The 16,600-nt window shown below is 61.5% G+C and carries 8 protein-coding genes and 1 other RNA gene; 6 read left to right on the plus strand and 3 right to left on the minus strand.

The genetic code is table 11. The features are described from left to right. The first annotated feature begins 48 nt into the window (after positions 1-48). Positions 49-2,340, plus strand: coding sequence for a sialidase family protein (locus AB5287_RS06680; protein WP_003828032.1), 2,292 nt, complete (start codon positions 49-51; stop codon positions 2,338-2,340). A 133-nt stretch (positions 2,341-2,473) separates the two neighbouring features. After that, positions 2,474-3,742, plus strand: coding sequence for an ATP-binding protein (locus AB5287_RS06685; protein WP_025300967.1), 1,269 nt, complete (start codon positions 2,474-2,476; stop codon positions 3,740-3,742). A gap of 48 nt (positions 3,743-3,790) precedes the next feature. On the opposite strand, the gene AB5287_RS06690 is transcribed toward AB5287_RS06685, so the two are convergent. Together AB5287_RS06690 and AB5287_RS06695 are read right to left on the minus strand one after the other, a co-directional pair. After that, on the minus strand, positions 3,791-4,642 hold the full coding sequence (locus AB5287_RS06690; RefSeq protein ID WP_003831288.1) for a FadR/GntR family transcriptional regulator: 852 nt from the start codon (positions 4,640-4,642) through the stop codon (positions 3,791-3,793). Positions 4,643-5,504: 862 nt separating this feature from the next. Further along, positions 5,505-6,965, minus strand: coding sequence for a metallophosphoesterase family protein (locus AB5287_RS06695; protein WP_106630838.1), 1,461 nt, complete (start codon positions 6,963-6,965; stop codon positions 5,505-5,507). Between the two features lie 231 nt (positions 6,966-7,196). Between AB5287_RS06695 and leuA the strand changes: the two genes are divergently transcribed. After that, positions 7,197-9,113: a 2-isopropylmalate synthase gene (gene leuA / locus AB5287_RS06700; RefSeq protein ID WP_368220969.1), complete on the plus strand. Its 1,917-nt coding sequence runs from the start codon at positions 7,197-7,199 to the stop codon at positions 9,111-9,113. A gap of 64 nt (positions 9,114-9,177) precedes the next feature. Here the strand turns inward: leuA and AB5287_RS06705 are convergent, their stop codons facing one another. Then, positions 9,178-11,589, minus strand: a complete 2,412-nt coding sequence (locus AB5287_RS06705) for a transglycosylase domain-containing protein (protein ID WP_347013326.1) — start codon at positions 11,587-11,589, stop codon at positions 9,178-9,180. A 211-nt stretch (positions 11,590-11,800) separates the two neighbouring features. Here AB5287_RS06705 and ffs point away from each other — a divergent pair. From ffs to topA, 3 genes are all read left to right on the plus strand, one after another. Next, positions 11,801-11,895, plus strand: an RNA gene (ffs, locus tag AB5287_RS06710) — signal recognition particle sRNA small type. 71 nt (positions 11,896-11,966) lie between these two features. Continuing rightward, positions 11,967-13,118: a phosphatase PAP2 family protein gene (locus tag AB5287_RS06715; RefSeq protein WP_007055559.1), complete on the plus strand. Its 1,152-nt coding sequence runs from the start codon at positions 11,967-11,969 to the stop codon at positions 13,116-13,118. 123 nt (positions 13,119-13,241) lie between these two features. Further along, positions 13,242-16,328 carry a type I DNA topoisomerase gene (topA, locus tag AB5287_RS06720; protein WP_058062466.1) on the plus strand — a complete coding sequence of 1,029 codons (3,087 nt, stop codon included), beginning with the start codon at positions 13,242-13,244 and terminating at the stop codon, positions 16,326-16,328. Positions 16,329-16,600 lie beyond the last annotated feature (272 nt).

Below are 16,600 nucleotides of genomic sequence, written 5' to 3' on the forward strand. Positions count from 1 at the left end.
AACGATGCAGGATAGTTAAACAGGAAACGTAATACGAAAGGTACTCCCATGTCGCATATTCCCAATCAAATCCACCAGACATGGAACAGTGCGCTGCTTCCGGAACAGGGGGGAACGCTGCATGCGGCGTTCCACGTCGCCACGGACGGCATGCTGCTGGAAGCGCGAAACGCCGAACGCGTCGCGCTGGCGGTCACGGTTTCCCGCGGGTCGCTGGTCGTCGAAGCGCCCGAAGACCATATTGTGCTGGACGTCGAAGACACCTACGGCGTGCAGTTCGGCGGTGTCCACGACCTTCATATCACCTTCGGCGATTTTGGCACGCGAATCTATCTGGATGGCTATCAGGCCTTCGCCTGCGCGACCAACATTTGCCCGTCGAAGTATGCGCAGGCTGGCGTCTTCCACTGCGCCAATGAAGCGCATATCGGCGTTGAGCGGCTGGAATGCTTCTCGGAGGCTTGGACTTCGGAGCGTATTCAGGGCAGCGTTCCCGTGCCGCAGCCGGATATTGAGTTTGCCGCGGCCTATTTGGCGGACAAGGATGTGAAGACGCTGCACGGCGTGACCGACGGCACGATCTACGCGCAGTTCCGCGTACGTGGCGTCGGACAGTTCGGCACGATTCTTGCGGCGCGCGATGACGATCGCCAGATCATGAACGTGGACATTGACGATGACGGCTTTGTGTACCGCGCTTTCGTCAAAGGACAGTGGTGTGAGTATCGCGCCCACGGCGATTGGAACGATGGCGGGTGGCATGATCTGGTCATCCGCGCATTCCGCGGTGCGGTGGACATCTATGTTGATGGCAACATGGAAACGCATCAGCCCGGTCAGGTGTTCTTCGGTGATCTCGAGGGGCTGAGCTACGTGTCGATCGGCGAGGACACGGCCGGTGTGCGGTTGTGCGGCGAAGTTCGCGGCGGCGGTCTGTTCCTGTATCCTCTGGGAGAAGGGCAGATTCGCAAAATCTCCGACGTGCCGCCCACCACCGATACCGCGTTGTTCGACAAAGGATATGAAGGATCCGCAAGCTACCGCATCCCGTCTTTGGTGACTACGCCCTCCGGTGTGACGATTGCCGGTGCCGACCAACGTGTGGTCATCTCCAACGATGCCCCCAATGAGATCCATTTCGTTGTCCGCCGCTCCTTGGATAGCGGACAGACGTGGCTGCCGCTGCAAACCGTCATCGCCTTTCCCGGTGATGGGCTGGATGGCGCGAGCGTCATCGACTCATGCATCGTCTGTGATCGTGAGACAGGCCGTGTGACGGTCGTCATTGACCATTTTCCGGGCGGTCGAGGCTTCGCCAACGTTGAAAAGGGCTTGGGGCTGGATGCCCGGGGGCGGCTCATCCTGCACGATGGCGAGGGGGCGGAATACCTGCTCCAACCTGATGGTGCGGTAACGTCCTTGGACGGAGAAGCCACGTCATACCGTGTGGATGAGGATGGCAATGTCACACGCGATGGTGAGTCCGCGGGCAACATCTATCTCAAGGAGGGCGTCGACCCGCATGAAAGCCTGCTGACCGCGCGTACCAGCTATCTGGTGGAAGTGCATTCGGACGATGACGGCGAAACATGGTCCAAGCCCAGGCACATCAACCATATGGTCAAGGAAGGATGGATGGGTTTTCTGGGCACGTCGCCCGGCAACGGCATCCAGCTGAGCGCCGGCAAACATCGGGGGCGACTGCTCATCCCGTACTATTGCACCGGCACGAGCCCCAAGTTCAACGCAGGCGGCGCGCTGATCTCCGATGATGGTGGCCAGACGTGGCGCAGAGGCAAAGCCATCAACGAGGGGCGCGTAGTCAACGGCAAGGTCGTGGACGAACGGGACGTGCGCGATGACGATGCCACCACGCACGAATCGGTGTTCGTGGAACGGGCCAACGGCGATGTGCTGTGCCTGTTCCGCAATCAACATCATCTGGGCAGGGTCGGCAAGGCCGTTAGCCATGATGGTGGTGATACATGGGAAACCGTTGAGTTCGATCCCGATCTGCCGGACATCTTCAGCCAGCCCAATGCGGTGACGGTCCCGTCCAAAGCCGGCGAGGAGCCCGGCTGCGCATCCGACCGGATCGTTTTCGCCAATGCCAGCCTGATGCGTCCCTACCGTGGCTGCGGTGTGCTGCGGCTGAGTGAGGATGGCGGCCGCACGTGGGCGCGCAATCGGTGCTTCAATCCCTATCACTATGTCTACCAGTGCATGTCGGTGCTGCCGGATGGGGCCATTGGCCTGTCTTGGGAGCGGGAAACGGCCGGAGTGTACTTCACGCATCTGCCGCTGAGCTGGTTCGGAGTGAAGTCGGCTGCGGAGGAGTGATCCTCGGCTATACGTGACCTGCGTACAAAGGCGTCTTCCTGGCAACTCTGGAAGACGTCTTTGTACGCCGCATGTACATTTTTTTTGTACATTCGATGTACATTTTTTTGTACATCGAATGTACAATAATTGCATGTCCGATTACATTGCCCGGCCTCTGGCTGAATCCATCCTGCATGCTCGACGCAAGGCCGTGATCCTGGAAGGGGCTCGCGCCGTAGGCAAGACGATGATGGCCCAGCGCCAACTCGTCGGCGTCGGCTTTTCGTATGAAACCCTTGCGGATGCCAACGCATACGAACTGGCGAAAACCGATCTGCATGGATGGCTGGAGTCCTTGAACCTACCGGTGATCATCGATGAGGCGCAGCGCATCCGCGATCTGCCGCTCGCCGTGAAGGAAATCGTCGATGCGCTGCCCGCCGGCCATACGCAGTTCATCCTCACCGGCAGCGCGCTCATCAACCGAGGTGGATTGGACGGCCAGGATCCTCTGGCCCGTCGAGCGCAGCATTTCACCATGAGCCCCCTGACTCAACGTGAGATGCACGGCGTTGACACCAGCCTGGTGGACGATTTATGGGATGGAGAGCCGGACGTCTCCTTCGACGAGCCGATCGCCCGTCAGAAGCTTTACGATCTCATGGCCGCCGGAGGCTTCCCCGAATACTCGTCGCAATATGCCGAATATGCGGATTGGGAACGAGAAAGACTTGTGGCGGATGACATCCGTGCCGTGCTCGGCGACACCATTCTGCCCGATGAGAAACTTGACGCGGCCATCGCCGAAAATATACTCACGAGGCTTCTGTGCATGCCCGGAGGCATTCTGAATGCCAGTGCTTTGGGTGAGCAGCTTGCCCTCGACCGGCGTACCGTAGACCGTTATGTGGGCATCTTCATGCGGCGGTTTCTGGTGAGCGCGTTGCCGAATCTGCGTACCGCGCCTAACCGTCAGACCTTCGCTCGTGCCAAAATCCATCCGGTGGATACGTCGCTGAGCGTACAAACCATGCTTTCCAAGGGCCGCGATCCCATGGTCAACCCGGTGGATTACGGCAATCTCCTCGAGTCGTTCGTCGTCAACCAGATTCTGCCATCTGTGCAGTGGTCCCGCATTCATCCCGATTGCTTCTATTGGCGCGAACCAGGCTCCGGTCCCAAGGAGGTCGATCTCGTCATGGTAAGCCGGGATCGCATTGTCGGCGTCGAGGTCAAGTCCTCCTCCCGGGTAACCCGTGAGGATTTCAAAGGGCTGGCGGCGTTGGCCAACGACCAGCGGTTTTACCGGGGCTACCTTGTGTATACGGGTGGCCGCGTGATGAAATGGCCGGGTAATCTTTGGGCATTGCCTGTGGCGGCGTTATGGAATACCGACGCATTTATAGCTGCGGCGGAGTGATGCGGGGCTGACGGCCTTCCGCCCGCTCCGCATCACGATTACCCAACTTCACTCGGTACCTCCCTGAATGCGTTGCTTTAGGATGGACTCGATCGGCTCGTAGTGGTCGATGACGGCTTTCCGGTATTCCTCGACATTACCGGCGAGGGCCGCGTTCAACATGCGCTTGTGGGCCTCTGCGGTACGGTCGAGCTCGCTGGACACCGGCAGACCCAGTTGGGGAAGAACCGCCATGTGCACGAGCCACAGGGAACGGACCATCTGCTTGACGATTGTGTTGTCCAGAGAGTCGAGAATCCCCATATGGAAGTCAATGTCCAATGCGAGGAAGGTCTTGCCTTCCTTGGCGGTATTGGTCATGGACTCGGCAAGCTCCATGAGACGCGGTTGTTCGCTGCCGGCAAGCGATACGACCACTTCGCCGGCGCATCCCAAGTCCAGAAACCTGCGCAGCTCTACGACATCCTGCAGGTCTGTGAAATTCTTGCCGACAGACACCATGGATCGGAATGCGAGCGTTTCCACCATCGGATCCAAGGACAAAGAGCCCACGAAGGTGCCCTTGCCGTGTTCCACTTTGACGATGTTGAGCGCTTCGAGCTTGCGCACGGCCTCGCGCACGGAGGAGCGGGAGGCTCCGATCGTGTCGCACAGCTGTGTTTCAGTGGGCATCACGTCGCCGGATTGCAGGTGCTCGCGCAGGATGTAGGACTTGATCGCGTCCATCGTCTCGTCACAGCGACTGCGAGCGGAGACTGCGGGCGTGACCTTCAACGACAGTCGGGCCAGCAAAGCCAGTTCCCGTTGGCTGTACTCTCCCTGAGGGGTGAATGATTCCGCGTTTGGTGCTTCCGTTGAAGCTGGCGGTTCAAGTACGGCCGAGTCGGATAGGTTGCTCATGATGTGCTCCTTGTCTTGTTCGTCCTCAAGTTGGTGACGCCGTTGTCGTGATCAATGATTGTGCAGTTCTCAAACGGCTTTTCTGTCTACAATAGTGCGAAACGAAAAGGCTTGTCCGGGTTTGGGTCGTTTTTTACCATAGCGCTGACTTTACCGGTATTGAGCATGGTTGAATGGTCCGGTTGGCCGTGACGCGTATGGCATGCTCCGAGGTTCCTTGACTTGTTGTTGCGATAACTCCGCATTGAGTCATCAGGCATCTGACAACTTCCATCGTATCATACGCATGGTGGCGGCATGCGGGCCGTTCGGTGGTCTTTTTCCATGCAGAGTTTCGCATGGCTGTGGCTATCTGCGGAGTGTGCAGCAGATTCGGGAAGTCGTGGATAGGTGTCCGCAAAGGCGAAAAAGTTCTGCACACTATGGAGATGGCACGGTCGGTTGTGCGCCGCGGCCGTCGTAAGGAGACGACGTCGTGCGAATTTGCGGGGAGATTCCTAGTGTCGCACTTCACGATCTGTATTTTTTGTACATGCGATGTACAAAAAATGCGCAAGCGAATGTATCACGCGGCCGCTGGTTCAGGCATTCCATATATCCCGACGACCACGTTTCTATGGCGGCTCTGGTGCGTACCGGCCGCCACGTCGTGAAATGGCCGGAATTCCGGGCGTTTCACGACTGACATTCCTCACGCTGCCACGTTTTTCGCGGGTTCCAGGGCCATGTTCGTATCGTTTTTCCTTGTTTTCCCTGTGGATTTGTCACGTTTTGCGCGGGTTTTGCACCCGCTGCTGCCACATTTTTCCATTTTGCGGATGCATGCGGGTTCATGTGGGTGCATATGGAGGCGTGCGGGCACTTACTGGCGCTTGCGGGCGGTCGCGGCTTTCACCGCGGAGCCCACCGCGGAGACGGCCATGCCGGCGAGCAGCGCGAGGGTGGCGAAGACGCCCGGTCGGCGCAGCTGGTCGCGCAGGGTGGGGCCGTCCACCACCAGGTGATCGCCGATGAAGACGCGCGCCTCATTGTGGCCGTAGCGCTCCACGAGGTCGCCGTAGGTGAGCATGCGCGTGGCGTAGGCGGACGGGTCGGATTCGCGGAATTCGAACAGGCGGATGCCGCGCAGGCGCGACTTGGGGCCGTACGAGGCGAAGCCGCAGGTGGGGGCATAGCCGAGGTCGAGCCCGTCCACGTGACCTACGAACGCGTTCTTGTGGTCGTGGCCGCAGTAGAGCGCGAAGTAGCCGCCCGCGTCGCGCAATGCCGCCACCTCGCCGCAGTTCACGTCTGCGCATCCGATCGATTCGCCGAGGATCGAACCCGGCCGGCATACCGAGCGGTTCAGCACGTAGCAGCGACCGGCGAACGTGCGCGCGCCCTCGACGGCGTTGGGCGTGAGGGGCGGCACCTCCTTGAGGCACTGGTAGAACTCCTGCGGCGGGATGTGCTGGAACGCGATCGCGGGCACGGGCCGCCCGTCGCCGTTGCGTTCGGCCAGAGAGCGCTGCACGCCGCCGAGCCACGCCAGGGCCTGCGGGGTGGGCGTGCCATAGCCGTCCGAGTCGGCCAGATCGAGCCCGCGCGGGTCGCGCGCGTATTCGGCGGGCGCGAGGTGCGACGACGGCTCGTCGTCCACGGTGTCGTCGGGGGAGAGTCGCTCGGTGGCGTAGTCGCCCGAATTGACCATCACGACGCTCATGGCCACGCGGCCCGACCCGTCGGACGCCTCGACGGGCAGTGCGAACGTGCCGGGCTCGCAGACGAGCGGGTTGTCACCGTCCGCGTCGTGCTCCCCGGGGTCGCGCGGGTTGAGGCAGCCGGGGAACTCGCGGTAGATGCCGTCCTGTTCGCCGGCGAGGATGCCGCACTGGAAGTCGTGGTTGCCGTAGGTGGCGGCGAACGGGACGCCCGCGTGCACGACCGGCCCGAGGAATCCGGCGAAGCACCGGCGCACCTTGGCGCGCGCGTCGTCGAGCAGCGCGTCCACGGCGTCGTCCGGCACCTCGGACTCGGGCGGATCGGGCAGCCGCGCCCCGTCGAACGTGCGGCGCCACCACGCCTCGAACCGCGTCACCTCGCGCACGTGGTCGCCGGGCCGCTCCCCGCGCCGGCGCAGGAACGTGCGCATCCACGCCGGATCGTACCCGCGGATCTGATCGCCGGTGAACACCACCAGATCGGGTTTGGCCTCGCGGATCGCCGCCTCGATGAGCGCCACGGTGTCCGGATCCACGTCCGGCCCGTCCTGCACGTCCGCCATCTGCAGCACCCGGAAGGTGCCGTCCCCATGTCCGTCCCCACGGAAGCGCAAAGTCGTCATATGGCCCACTCTAACCCATCCGCAATCCAACCGCCCGGTATGGCGATTGGGATCTGTGACGCCGGCACGCCGCCGCGTAACCGCTATGTGGCATGGGCGCGGCGTTGGGATGCTGGAACGGTACGATGGAAGTTCGTTACGGATATGTAACGCAGTGATAGAGGAGCGCGTCGACTGCCCGGCATTCCCGCCGGCCGAAGGGGCGCGCCGATTCCAAGCAAAGGAGGAGTAATGGGTCAGGATCAATCGTCCGTGTTTGATCTCGCGGCCGTGGCCGCGGCGTCCAATGGGGGGAACAACGACCCGCTGCTGCCTCCGGCACAATTCATCGGCGATCCGCAGAAGCCCAGCCGTATGCCGTACAACAAGTACGCCTCATACAGCGAGCAGATCCCGTTTGATTACCCGGAGCGCACGTGGCCGGGCAAGCGACTGCAGCGTGCACCGCGCTGGTGCTCCGTCGACCTTCGCGACGGCAACCAGGCCCTCGTCAACCCGATGGATTCCGAGCGCAAGCTGCGCTTCTGGAACCTGCTCGTCTCCATGGGATTCAAGGAGATCGAGGTGGGCTTCCCGTCCGCATCCGAGACTGATTTCGACTTCATCCGCATGCTCATCGAGCGCGAGCTCATCCCGGACGACGTGACTATCGTGGTGCTCACCCAGTGCCGCGAGCACCTCATCCGCCGCACCTACGAGGCGCTCAAGGGCGCCAAGCGCGCCATCGTGCACTTCTACAACTCCGTGTCCGTGCTGCAGCGCGAAGTGGTGTTCAAGAAGAACAAGGAAGAGATCAAGAAGCTCGCCACCGACGCCGCCGAACTATGCAAGGACCTCGAATCCGAGGCCAAGGGCATCGACCTGTACTACGAGTACTCGCCGGAATCCTTCACCGGAACCGAGCCGGAGTACGCCGTTGAGGTGTGCAACGCCGTGATCGGCGTCATCAAGCCGACTCCCGAGCATCCGATGATCATCAATCTGCCCGCCACCGTGGAAATGACCACGCCGAACGTGTTCGCCGACGAAGTGGAGTACGTCTCCACCCACCTCGACGACCGTGATTCCGTGGTGCTCTCCCTCCACCCGCACAACGACGAAGGCATGGGCGTGGCCGCCACCGAGCTGGCCGTGCTGGCCGGCGCCGACCGCGTGGAAGGCTGCCTGCTGGGCAACGGTGAGCGCACCGGCAACGTTGACCTGGTCACGCTGGGCCTCAACTGGCTCACCCAGGGCATCGACCCGCAACTCGACCTGTCCAACGTACCTGAGATCCGCAAGACGGTTGAGTACTGCAACCAGATCAAGATTTCCGAGCGCCATCCGTACGCCGGCAACTTCGTGTTCACCGCGTTCTCCGGCTCGCATCAGGACGCCATCAAGAAGGGTCTCGAGGCCCGTCAGGTGGCCGCCGAGCGCGCTGGCGCCGATCTCGACAGCTTCGTCTGGCTCGTGCCCTACCTGCCGATCGACCCGAAGGACATCGGTCGCACCTACGAGGCCATCATCCGCGTCAACTCGCAGTCCGGCAAGGGCGGCATGGCATACCTGCTCAAAACCAACCACAACCTTGACCTGCCGAAGCGCCTGCAGATCGAATTCGACAAGATTGTGCAGAACTTCGCCGACACCACCAAGAAGGAAGTCAAGGACGAGGACATCTGGCGTCTGTTCAAGGACGAGTACCTGCCGGTCGAACAGTCCGGCATGACCGCCGCCGGTGTGGTTGTGGGCGATACTCATGACGCCTCGCTCGTGCCGTGGGGCCGCTTGAAGCTGCTCAAGGTGGCCGTCAGCTCCGGTGAGGATGGCTCCGACACCGTGCTCAAGGCTCGTCTGCTCGACCGCGGCGTGAACGTCGGGGTCGATGCGCCCGTGGAGCGCGAGGTCTCCGGCATCGGCAACGGTCCGATCGCCGCTTTCCTCAACGCCATTTCCAACTTTGGCGTTGACGCCTCGATTATGGATTACGCGGAGCACACCATGTCCGTCGGCACCGACGCCATGGCCGCCTCGTACGTGGAATGCCAGGTCGGCGAGGCCGATGACGCGCAGATCGTGTGGGGCGTCGGCATCGATTCGTCGATTACCACCAGCGCCCTGAAGTCGATTATCTCCGCCATCAACCGTTCCCAGCGCAAGCGCTGAGCGCTAACAGAGAAAAAACAAGGCTCCCTCTGATTGCATCAGGGGGAGCCTTGTTGTCTGTGTTTTACTTACTACTGGGTGACGCCGTTGGTGCCGGTGTTCCCGCCGGTGCCTCCGAATTACCATTATCGTTGCCGGTATTGTTCCCGTTGTCACCGCCGGTATTGTTGCCGGCGTTGCCATCTCCGCCGGTAGTGGTGTCGGGATAATTCGGGCACTCGGTGGAATAGCTCGGATTGGCGAGGCACTGCTGGGCGAACTCCTGAGCCTGCTGTTGCTTCTTGGCTTCCTCTTCGGCCGCCTTCTGCTGTGCGTCCTGCTCAGCCTGCTTCTGCGCGTCTTCGGTGGACTGCTTGTTGGTGTTGTTGGACAGGCCGTTGCTCTGTCCCTTGCTCAAGCCCCAAGTGCCGTCGGAGCCGCCGATCTTGCCGTTGTCTTTAGCGGTCGGGAACTGCTCCACCTCGGTGCCTTGCAAGGCCTGAGCCATGAACTCCTGGAACAGGTGGGCGGGGTATCCAGTGGAAGAGACGCCGTATCCGGAGAAGGCTGGCACCACTTGCGGATTGCCCTTATCGTCCGGGTTCCAGATAGCCCACACATTCATCATGCTGGGGGTGTATCCCACGAACGACGAAGCCATTTCGTCGTTGGCGGTACCGGACTTGCCGGCGACGGGTCGGCCCAACATGCTGGATGTGCCGGCCGCCGTACCGTACGTGGTGGTGCCCTGCATGGCCTTCTGTACCAAAGCGCAGTCGTTGGCATCGAACACCTTGGTGCCGTTGCTGGGCGCGTTGTACATGTCCCTATTGTTGGAATCAAGCACTTTGGACACCATGTGCAAGGTGTTCTTCACGCCATTGTTGGCGATGGTCGAATGGCCTTGCGCCAAATCCCACACGGTCAGGGCGTTGATGCCCAGCACGTTGTACATGGAGTTTTCATCGATATCGCCCTGAATGCCCGCTTCATGGGCGATTGCGGCCGTGCGCTTCGGCGTCAGATGCTCATTGACGTTCATGAACACCGTGTTCACCGAGTTGGCGGTGGCCTGATACAGATTGATGTTGCCCCAGTTGTTCTCCAGAGCGTTGTTCACCTCTTGATCCAAGCCGGTGAAGTGCTGGTGGGAATTGCCGTTGAACAACGTATCGAAGCTGACGCCGGATTGCGCGGCCCCCAGCAAAGCGAACGGCTTCATAGTCGAACCCGGTTCGAATACGGCCTGATCGGCATTGTTGAGCTGCTTGGACAGATAATCTGAACCGGCGTATACGGACAATACTTCACCGGTCTTCGGGTCCAGCGCTATGCCGCCGATTTGCAGGGATTCAGGCATGTCGTCCAGACGGGTGTCGCCGATGGACTGCATAAGATCCTGCTTGCTCTTGTCGATGGTGGTGATGATCTTGTATCCGCCAGTATCCAAATCCTCTTTGGTAAAGGCCTTGGACTGCACCAGCTCGCGGCGCACCATATCCAGCAGATAACCGTTCGGCCCCGCGTATTCGTTCTGCTGCGCCACCGCGGCGGTCTGCGGGAACTTGGCATCAGTGTGCTGCTTGGCAGTGATGTAACCATCCTCCTGCATGATGTTCAGCACACGCTTGAAGCGCGATTTGGCCATATCGGCGTTATCGGCCGGATCCCACGTGGACGGTGACGGAATAATGCCGGCGATCATCGCCGCCTCAGACAGCGTCAGATCCTTGGCGTCCTTATTGAAGTATGCCTTGGCCGCTGCCTGGATACCGTAGGAGTTGCGGCCCAGATAGATGGTGTTCATGTAATTGCACAGCACCTCGTCCTTGGATTCGGTCTGCGCGATTTTGATGGCCATGATGGCCTCGCGCGCCTTGCCCACATAGGATGTGGTTTCGCCCATGTAATACCGCTCGGCATACTGCTGGGTGATGGTGGAACCACCTTGGCGCGTGCCCTTGGTCACATTATTAATGAATGCGCGGGCGATGCCCTTCAGATCAAGGCCTTTATCCGTGTAGAACGTACGGTTTTCGGACGCCACAATCGCGTTGCCGATGTAGTCCGGCAGCCCCTCGCAAGAGATGATTTCACGATTCTGTTCCGCGTAGGAGCCGATCGCGGTGGTGCCGTCCGCGTAATACACGGTGGTTTTCTCGGCCAACGCGAACTTTTCGGGTTGCGGGACCTCGGTGGTGGTGTACAGGTATGCGAATACTGCGATACCGGCCAGCAAGCCCAGTCCAATCAGGGAGAAGAAGATGCCCAGCACCCATTTCAGTACACGGTGCTTGCCTTTTCCTGTGTTCTTTTTCTTCCTGTTCGGGGCTCGATGGCTATTGGAAGCCTTGTGGCTTGCGTGGCGGGAACGGCTCTCCTGGGGCGTATAGGGGCCCTCCTGTGCGGAGTGGCCGGCTCTGCTTTGCGCGGTGCGCGGTTGCCTCAGAGCGGGGCCATTGCCTCCCGAATGTGCACGACGAGTATAAGAAGCCATGGTGTCCACCGTAACTGTTGGCCTTGAACAATCGTTTGACGTGAGCGTAACCACACGCATTTATGCCGGTATTTTTTCCGGAATTCTTACAATTGGGCACGCTTCTTGATGTTGCATGAATATTGCCTGAATGCGCTGGTTGGTCTGCCGTGCGACCCGGCGCGCACGTTTCGTGTCGCTGCGCTGGTCCATACGTCTCCATAGACTTATCCCCAGCCTCCACGCGGCGCTATGTCACCCAACTCCCCCAGGGCAGGAATGCAGCAAGGGTAAGTGGCCTCTGACGGGTGTGTGGAGGTTTTCTTTATGTGCGGATTTGGCTGTGAGCTGGCACTAGCGTGGTCCCCTGTCCGGGGCGCGGCCGTACAGTCGAACGTATGAATGACGCACAGACCCCTAGAATTCGCGACCCGCATGCGGCGGTCAATCTGGTCGGCTCAGGCGCAGCGCAGCCTGACTCGTCGTCGAACGTTGTTGACCCATTGGCTGCGCTCGGCCCGGTCTCCGGTTCAGATGCATCGGCATCCACATCAGGCTCCTTACGGGATTTCAGGCCGCTGGACATGGACGATGCGGATGGGGCATCTGATATCGACCGTGGCTTGGCCCGGCTTGACCCGCTTACCGTGCGCCCGCGAATCTCCAGCCGCGTACTGTGCGTGGTATTCGGTCTGCTCCTGATCGCTATCGGCTTCGGCGTGTGGTGGGGGTGCGTGTTTACCGAAAACGGACAATCGTACGACGAACTGGTCTGGAAAAACCTGCACAACGATGTACCGTCCTGGGCCACCGGCGTGATGAACGCCGTCGCACAATCCTGGCTGGTTATCGCTGTCAGCTGCACAATTGCCGCAATCGGCATTATTACGGCGCTGATTCGACGCCGCTGGTGGTTGGCCGGGCAAATCGCCGTGTTCGCCGTGGTCTGCTTGGCCGTCACCCGTATCAAGGGTCTGTTGCCGCGTCCGTTCATCATCAACACTGAATCGCCTGCCGCTAATTCCGCGCCTTCCGGTCACACGATGCTGGCCGCAGCCTGTGCGGTGATTCTGCTGCTTACCGTGCCTCGTGCGGTTCGAGCTTTGGCGGGCGTCATCGGCGTGGTTTGGGCGGTGACCGTCGGTGTCTCCGTGATATACGGACAATGGCATCGCCCTTCGGATGTGGCGATGTCCATCCTGCTGGTGGCGGGATTGGCCCTGCTCGCTCTGGCAGTTACGCGCAAGTCCGGCATGGACGAGCCGGGTCGCCGCGTCTCCTCAGTGAGCGTGCAAATCGTCGGCAGCGTGCTGATTACCGGGGGCCTGCTGTTGCTCGCCTACAGCGGTTATGTGATCTGGCAGGTGGTGCCGGGGCTCAATGTCAGCGCCAGCTGGGCGGTTCAGGGGGCGAATGTCAGCGCTGTTGTGGGCATTGCGGGTGTGGCCATGCTCGCATTCGGACTGTTGCTGGCCCTGCGTCAGATCACTGCAGCGCCCTTAAGCCGGCTGGGTCTGATCGGCGCTCCGCCGGCACCGCCCAAACGGTAAAACATGGGGTGCGAACGGCCGAATTTGCCCGGCACAACGGCGGAATTTGGCAGTTGGACATGATTCATGAGTATTATGACGCCAGAAACGTCGTGTGTTTCGCGCAATACATAAGGAGTGGGTATGGCTACCAAACTGGTGATTGTGGAGTCTCCGACCAAGGCCCACAAGATCGGTGACTACCTGGGCAAGGGGTACACCGTCATGGCGTCGGTCGGCCATATCCGAGACCTCGCGCAGCCCAGCCAGGTGCCCGCGGCAGACAAGGCCAAGTTCGGCAAGTTCGGCGTGGACGTCAACGACGGGTTCAAGCCGTATTACATTGTCGACGGCGACAAGAAGCGTACGGTCAGCGAACTCAAATCGGCCCTGAAGAACGCCGATGAACTCTATCTGGCGACTGATGAGGATCGCGAGGGCGAGGCCATCGCGTGGCACTTGGTGCAGACCTTGAAACCCGAGGTGCCGGTCAAGCGCATGGTGTTCCACGAGATCACCAAGAACGCCATCAACGCCTCCCTGAACAACACGCGCGATGTGGATGGCAATATGGTCGACGCACAGGAGACCCGCCGCATCCTCGACCGTCTGTACGGCTATGAGCTGTCGCCGGTGCTGTGGCGCAAGGTGGGCCCAGGCCTGTCCGCCGGCCGCGTGCAGTCCGTGGCCACCCGCCTGATCGTGGAACGCGAGCGCGAACGCATGGCGTTCAAGCGCGCGCCGTACTGGGATATCGTCGCCACGCTGTCCGCGCCTGACGCGCTGGGGGAGCGTGCCGAATTCTCCGCCCGCATGATCGCGCTCGGCGGCAAGCGACTCGCCGGCTCCAAGGATTTCGGTGCCGACGGCCAGCTGACCCCGGACGGGTTCGCGGCGAACGTTCGCCAGCTTGATGAGGCTGGTGCCACCGCCGTGGCTTCGGCGCTGAAGACCGCCGATTTCACTGTGATGTCGATGGAAACCAAGCCGTACCGCCGCCGCCCGCAGCCGCCGTTCACCACCTCGACCCTGCAGCAGACCGCCGGCAATCGCCTCGGCATGGGTGCTCGCGCCGTGATGCGCGCGGCCCAAAGCCTGTACGAGAACGGCTACATCACCTATATGCGAACCGATTCGGTGACGCTGTCGCAGGAGGGCATCACCGCCGCCCGCAACGCCGTCTCCTACCATTTCGGCGACAAGTTCCTCTCCGCCGAGCCCAAGCAGTACGCCACCAAAACCGCTGGCGCGCAGGAAGCCCACGAGTGTATTCGCCCGGCGGGCTCGCGCTTCCACGACCCGGACGAGCTGGCTTCCAAACTTCCCGGCGACCAGCTGCGCCTATACACGCTGATCTGGCAGCGCACGCTTGCCTGCCAGATGGCTGACGCCACCGGTTCCACCGCCACCGTGCGCCTGTCTGCGCCGGCCGGCCCCACCGAGGGCGAGGCCGTGTTCCAGGCGTCCGGCACCGTCATCGAATTCCCCGGCTTTATGAAGGCCACGGGGGAGGGGCGCAAGCCCAAGGCCGCCGCTCCCGGCGCTGGGGCTGGCTCGGACCAGGCTGCTGCCGCCGGCAAGACGGACGCCAAGGCCGTCAGGGGTGACGCCTCCGAATCCAACACCTCCCTGCCGCCGATGAGCGTCGGCCAGCAGGTCGAGGCAAGCGACATCGAACCGGACGGCCATGAAACCCAGCCGCCGGCCCGCTACACCGAGGCCACGCTGGTCAAGACGCTGGAAGCCAAGGAGATCGGTCGCCCGTCCACTTACGCGAGCATTATCTCCACAATCATGGATCGCGGTTACGTATACGAGCGTGGCCGTGCGCTGATCCCCAGCTGGCTCGCCTTCTCCGTGACCAAGTTGCTCGAGACGAACTTCCCCAAGCTGGTCGACTACCAGTTCACCGCCGAGATGGAAAACGGCCTTGACCGCATCGCCCACGGCGAGGAATCCGGCCGCGACTGGCTCACCCACTTCTACTTCGGTTCCGGCGAGGGCGCCGCCCGCAACGCCGACGAGGCGCACGAAGGCCTGCAACAGCAGGTCGCGCAGCTCGGCGAGATCGACGCGCGCGCCATCAACACCATCGACATCGGCGACGGCCTGCACGTGCGCGTCGGCCGTTACGGCCCGTATCTGGAAGACATGGAGCATCTGGACGCCGAAGGCAACCCGAAGCGCGCGTCTCTGCCGGACACCATCGCGCCGGATGAGCTGACGGTGGCCGTGGCCCGCGATTTGATCGACAACCACTCCGGTGGACCGCGCGAGCTGGGCGTTGATCCGGTATCCGGCGGTACCGTCGAGGTGCGCAATGGGCGTTTCGGCCCGTATGTGGCGTTGGTGCCGCCGGCTGAGGCTTCGGCTGGCGCTGCTGGCGATACTGCTGGTGCTTCTGCGGCCAAGAAGGGTTCGAAGAAGGCCGCGGCCGCCGCCGCGTCGCGCCCGAAGATGGCCTCGTTGTTCAAGACGATGAGCCCTGAATCGCTGTCGCTGGAAGACGCGCTAAAGCTGCTGAGCCTGCCGCGCGAAGTGGGCACATACGAGGAAACCAACGCCGAAACCGGCGAGGTATCCGAATGCACGGTGGCCGCCAACAACGGTCGCTACGGCCCCTACCTGACCAAGACGGGTGCCGACGGCAAGTCGGAGACCCGCTCGCTGGCCTCGGAAGACGAGATCTTCACGGTCGATATCGACAAGGCCAAAGAACTGTTCTCGCAGCCCAAGTACGGCCGCGGGCGTGGCCGTGGTGCCGCCAAGCCGCCGCTGCGTGATTTGGGCAAGGACCCGAACACCGGCAAGAACGTGACCATCAAGGACGGCCGTTTCGGCGCGTACATCACCGATGGCGAGACCAACCGCACGGTGCCGCGTCAGTACACGCCTGAATCCATCACCCCTGATGACGCCTTCCGACTGCTCGCCGAAAAGCGTGCGGCTGGTCCCTCCACCCGTGGCCGTCGCGGTGCTGGGCGTGCTGGTGGCGCCAAGGCCGTTGCCGGCAAGGGCAAGAAGGGCGGTACCTCGGCTGCGGTTTCGGCGCAGGAGGCCAAGCGCGCCGAACGCCGTGCCGAAGTCAAGAAGTTGGCGAACAAGGGCTGGTCCAACCAGCGCATCGCCGAAAAACTCGGTTCCACCCCCGCCACTGTGAAAAAGGACGTCGACTGGCTGACCGCCAACGAGGACTACGAGCGCCCCGCCGTAATTCCCAAGCGTGGCTGAGCGGAATTATTGCTCTACTTGCGTTTCAAGGGGCTGATTTCTCGTTTTGAGAATATCTACTTCCGCTTCAAGGGGCTGGTCATCTGCTGAACCACGAGTATGAACGGCTCCGCGCCAACGTCATTCCGCCGTTTTGGAACGTTGTCTACTTGGGCAACAGCCCCTCGAAACGGAAGTAGACCTTCAGAAAAGACCAAATCAGCCCCTTGAAACGGAGGTAGAGCTGGTTTAACTGCCTGTTGGGCGCAACTCTGCGCCTAACGCTAAGGTCA

Origin of the sequence: Bifidobacterium sp. RTP21102st3_E2_RTP21102_210122 (assembly GCF_040916945.1) — a bacterium.
In the GTDB taxonomy this organism is placed as follows: Bacteria; Actinomycetota; Actinomycetes; order Actinomycetales; family Bifidobacteriaceae; genus Bifidobacterium; species Bifidobacterium longum.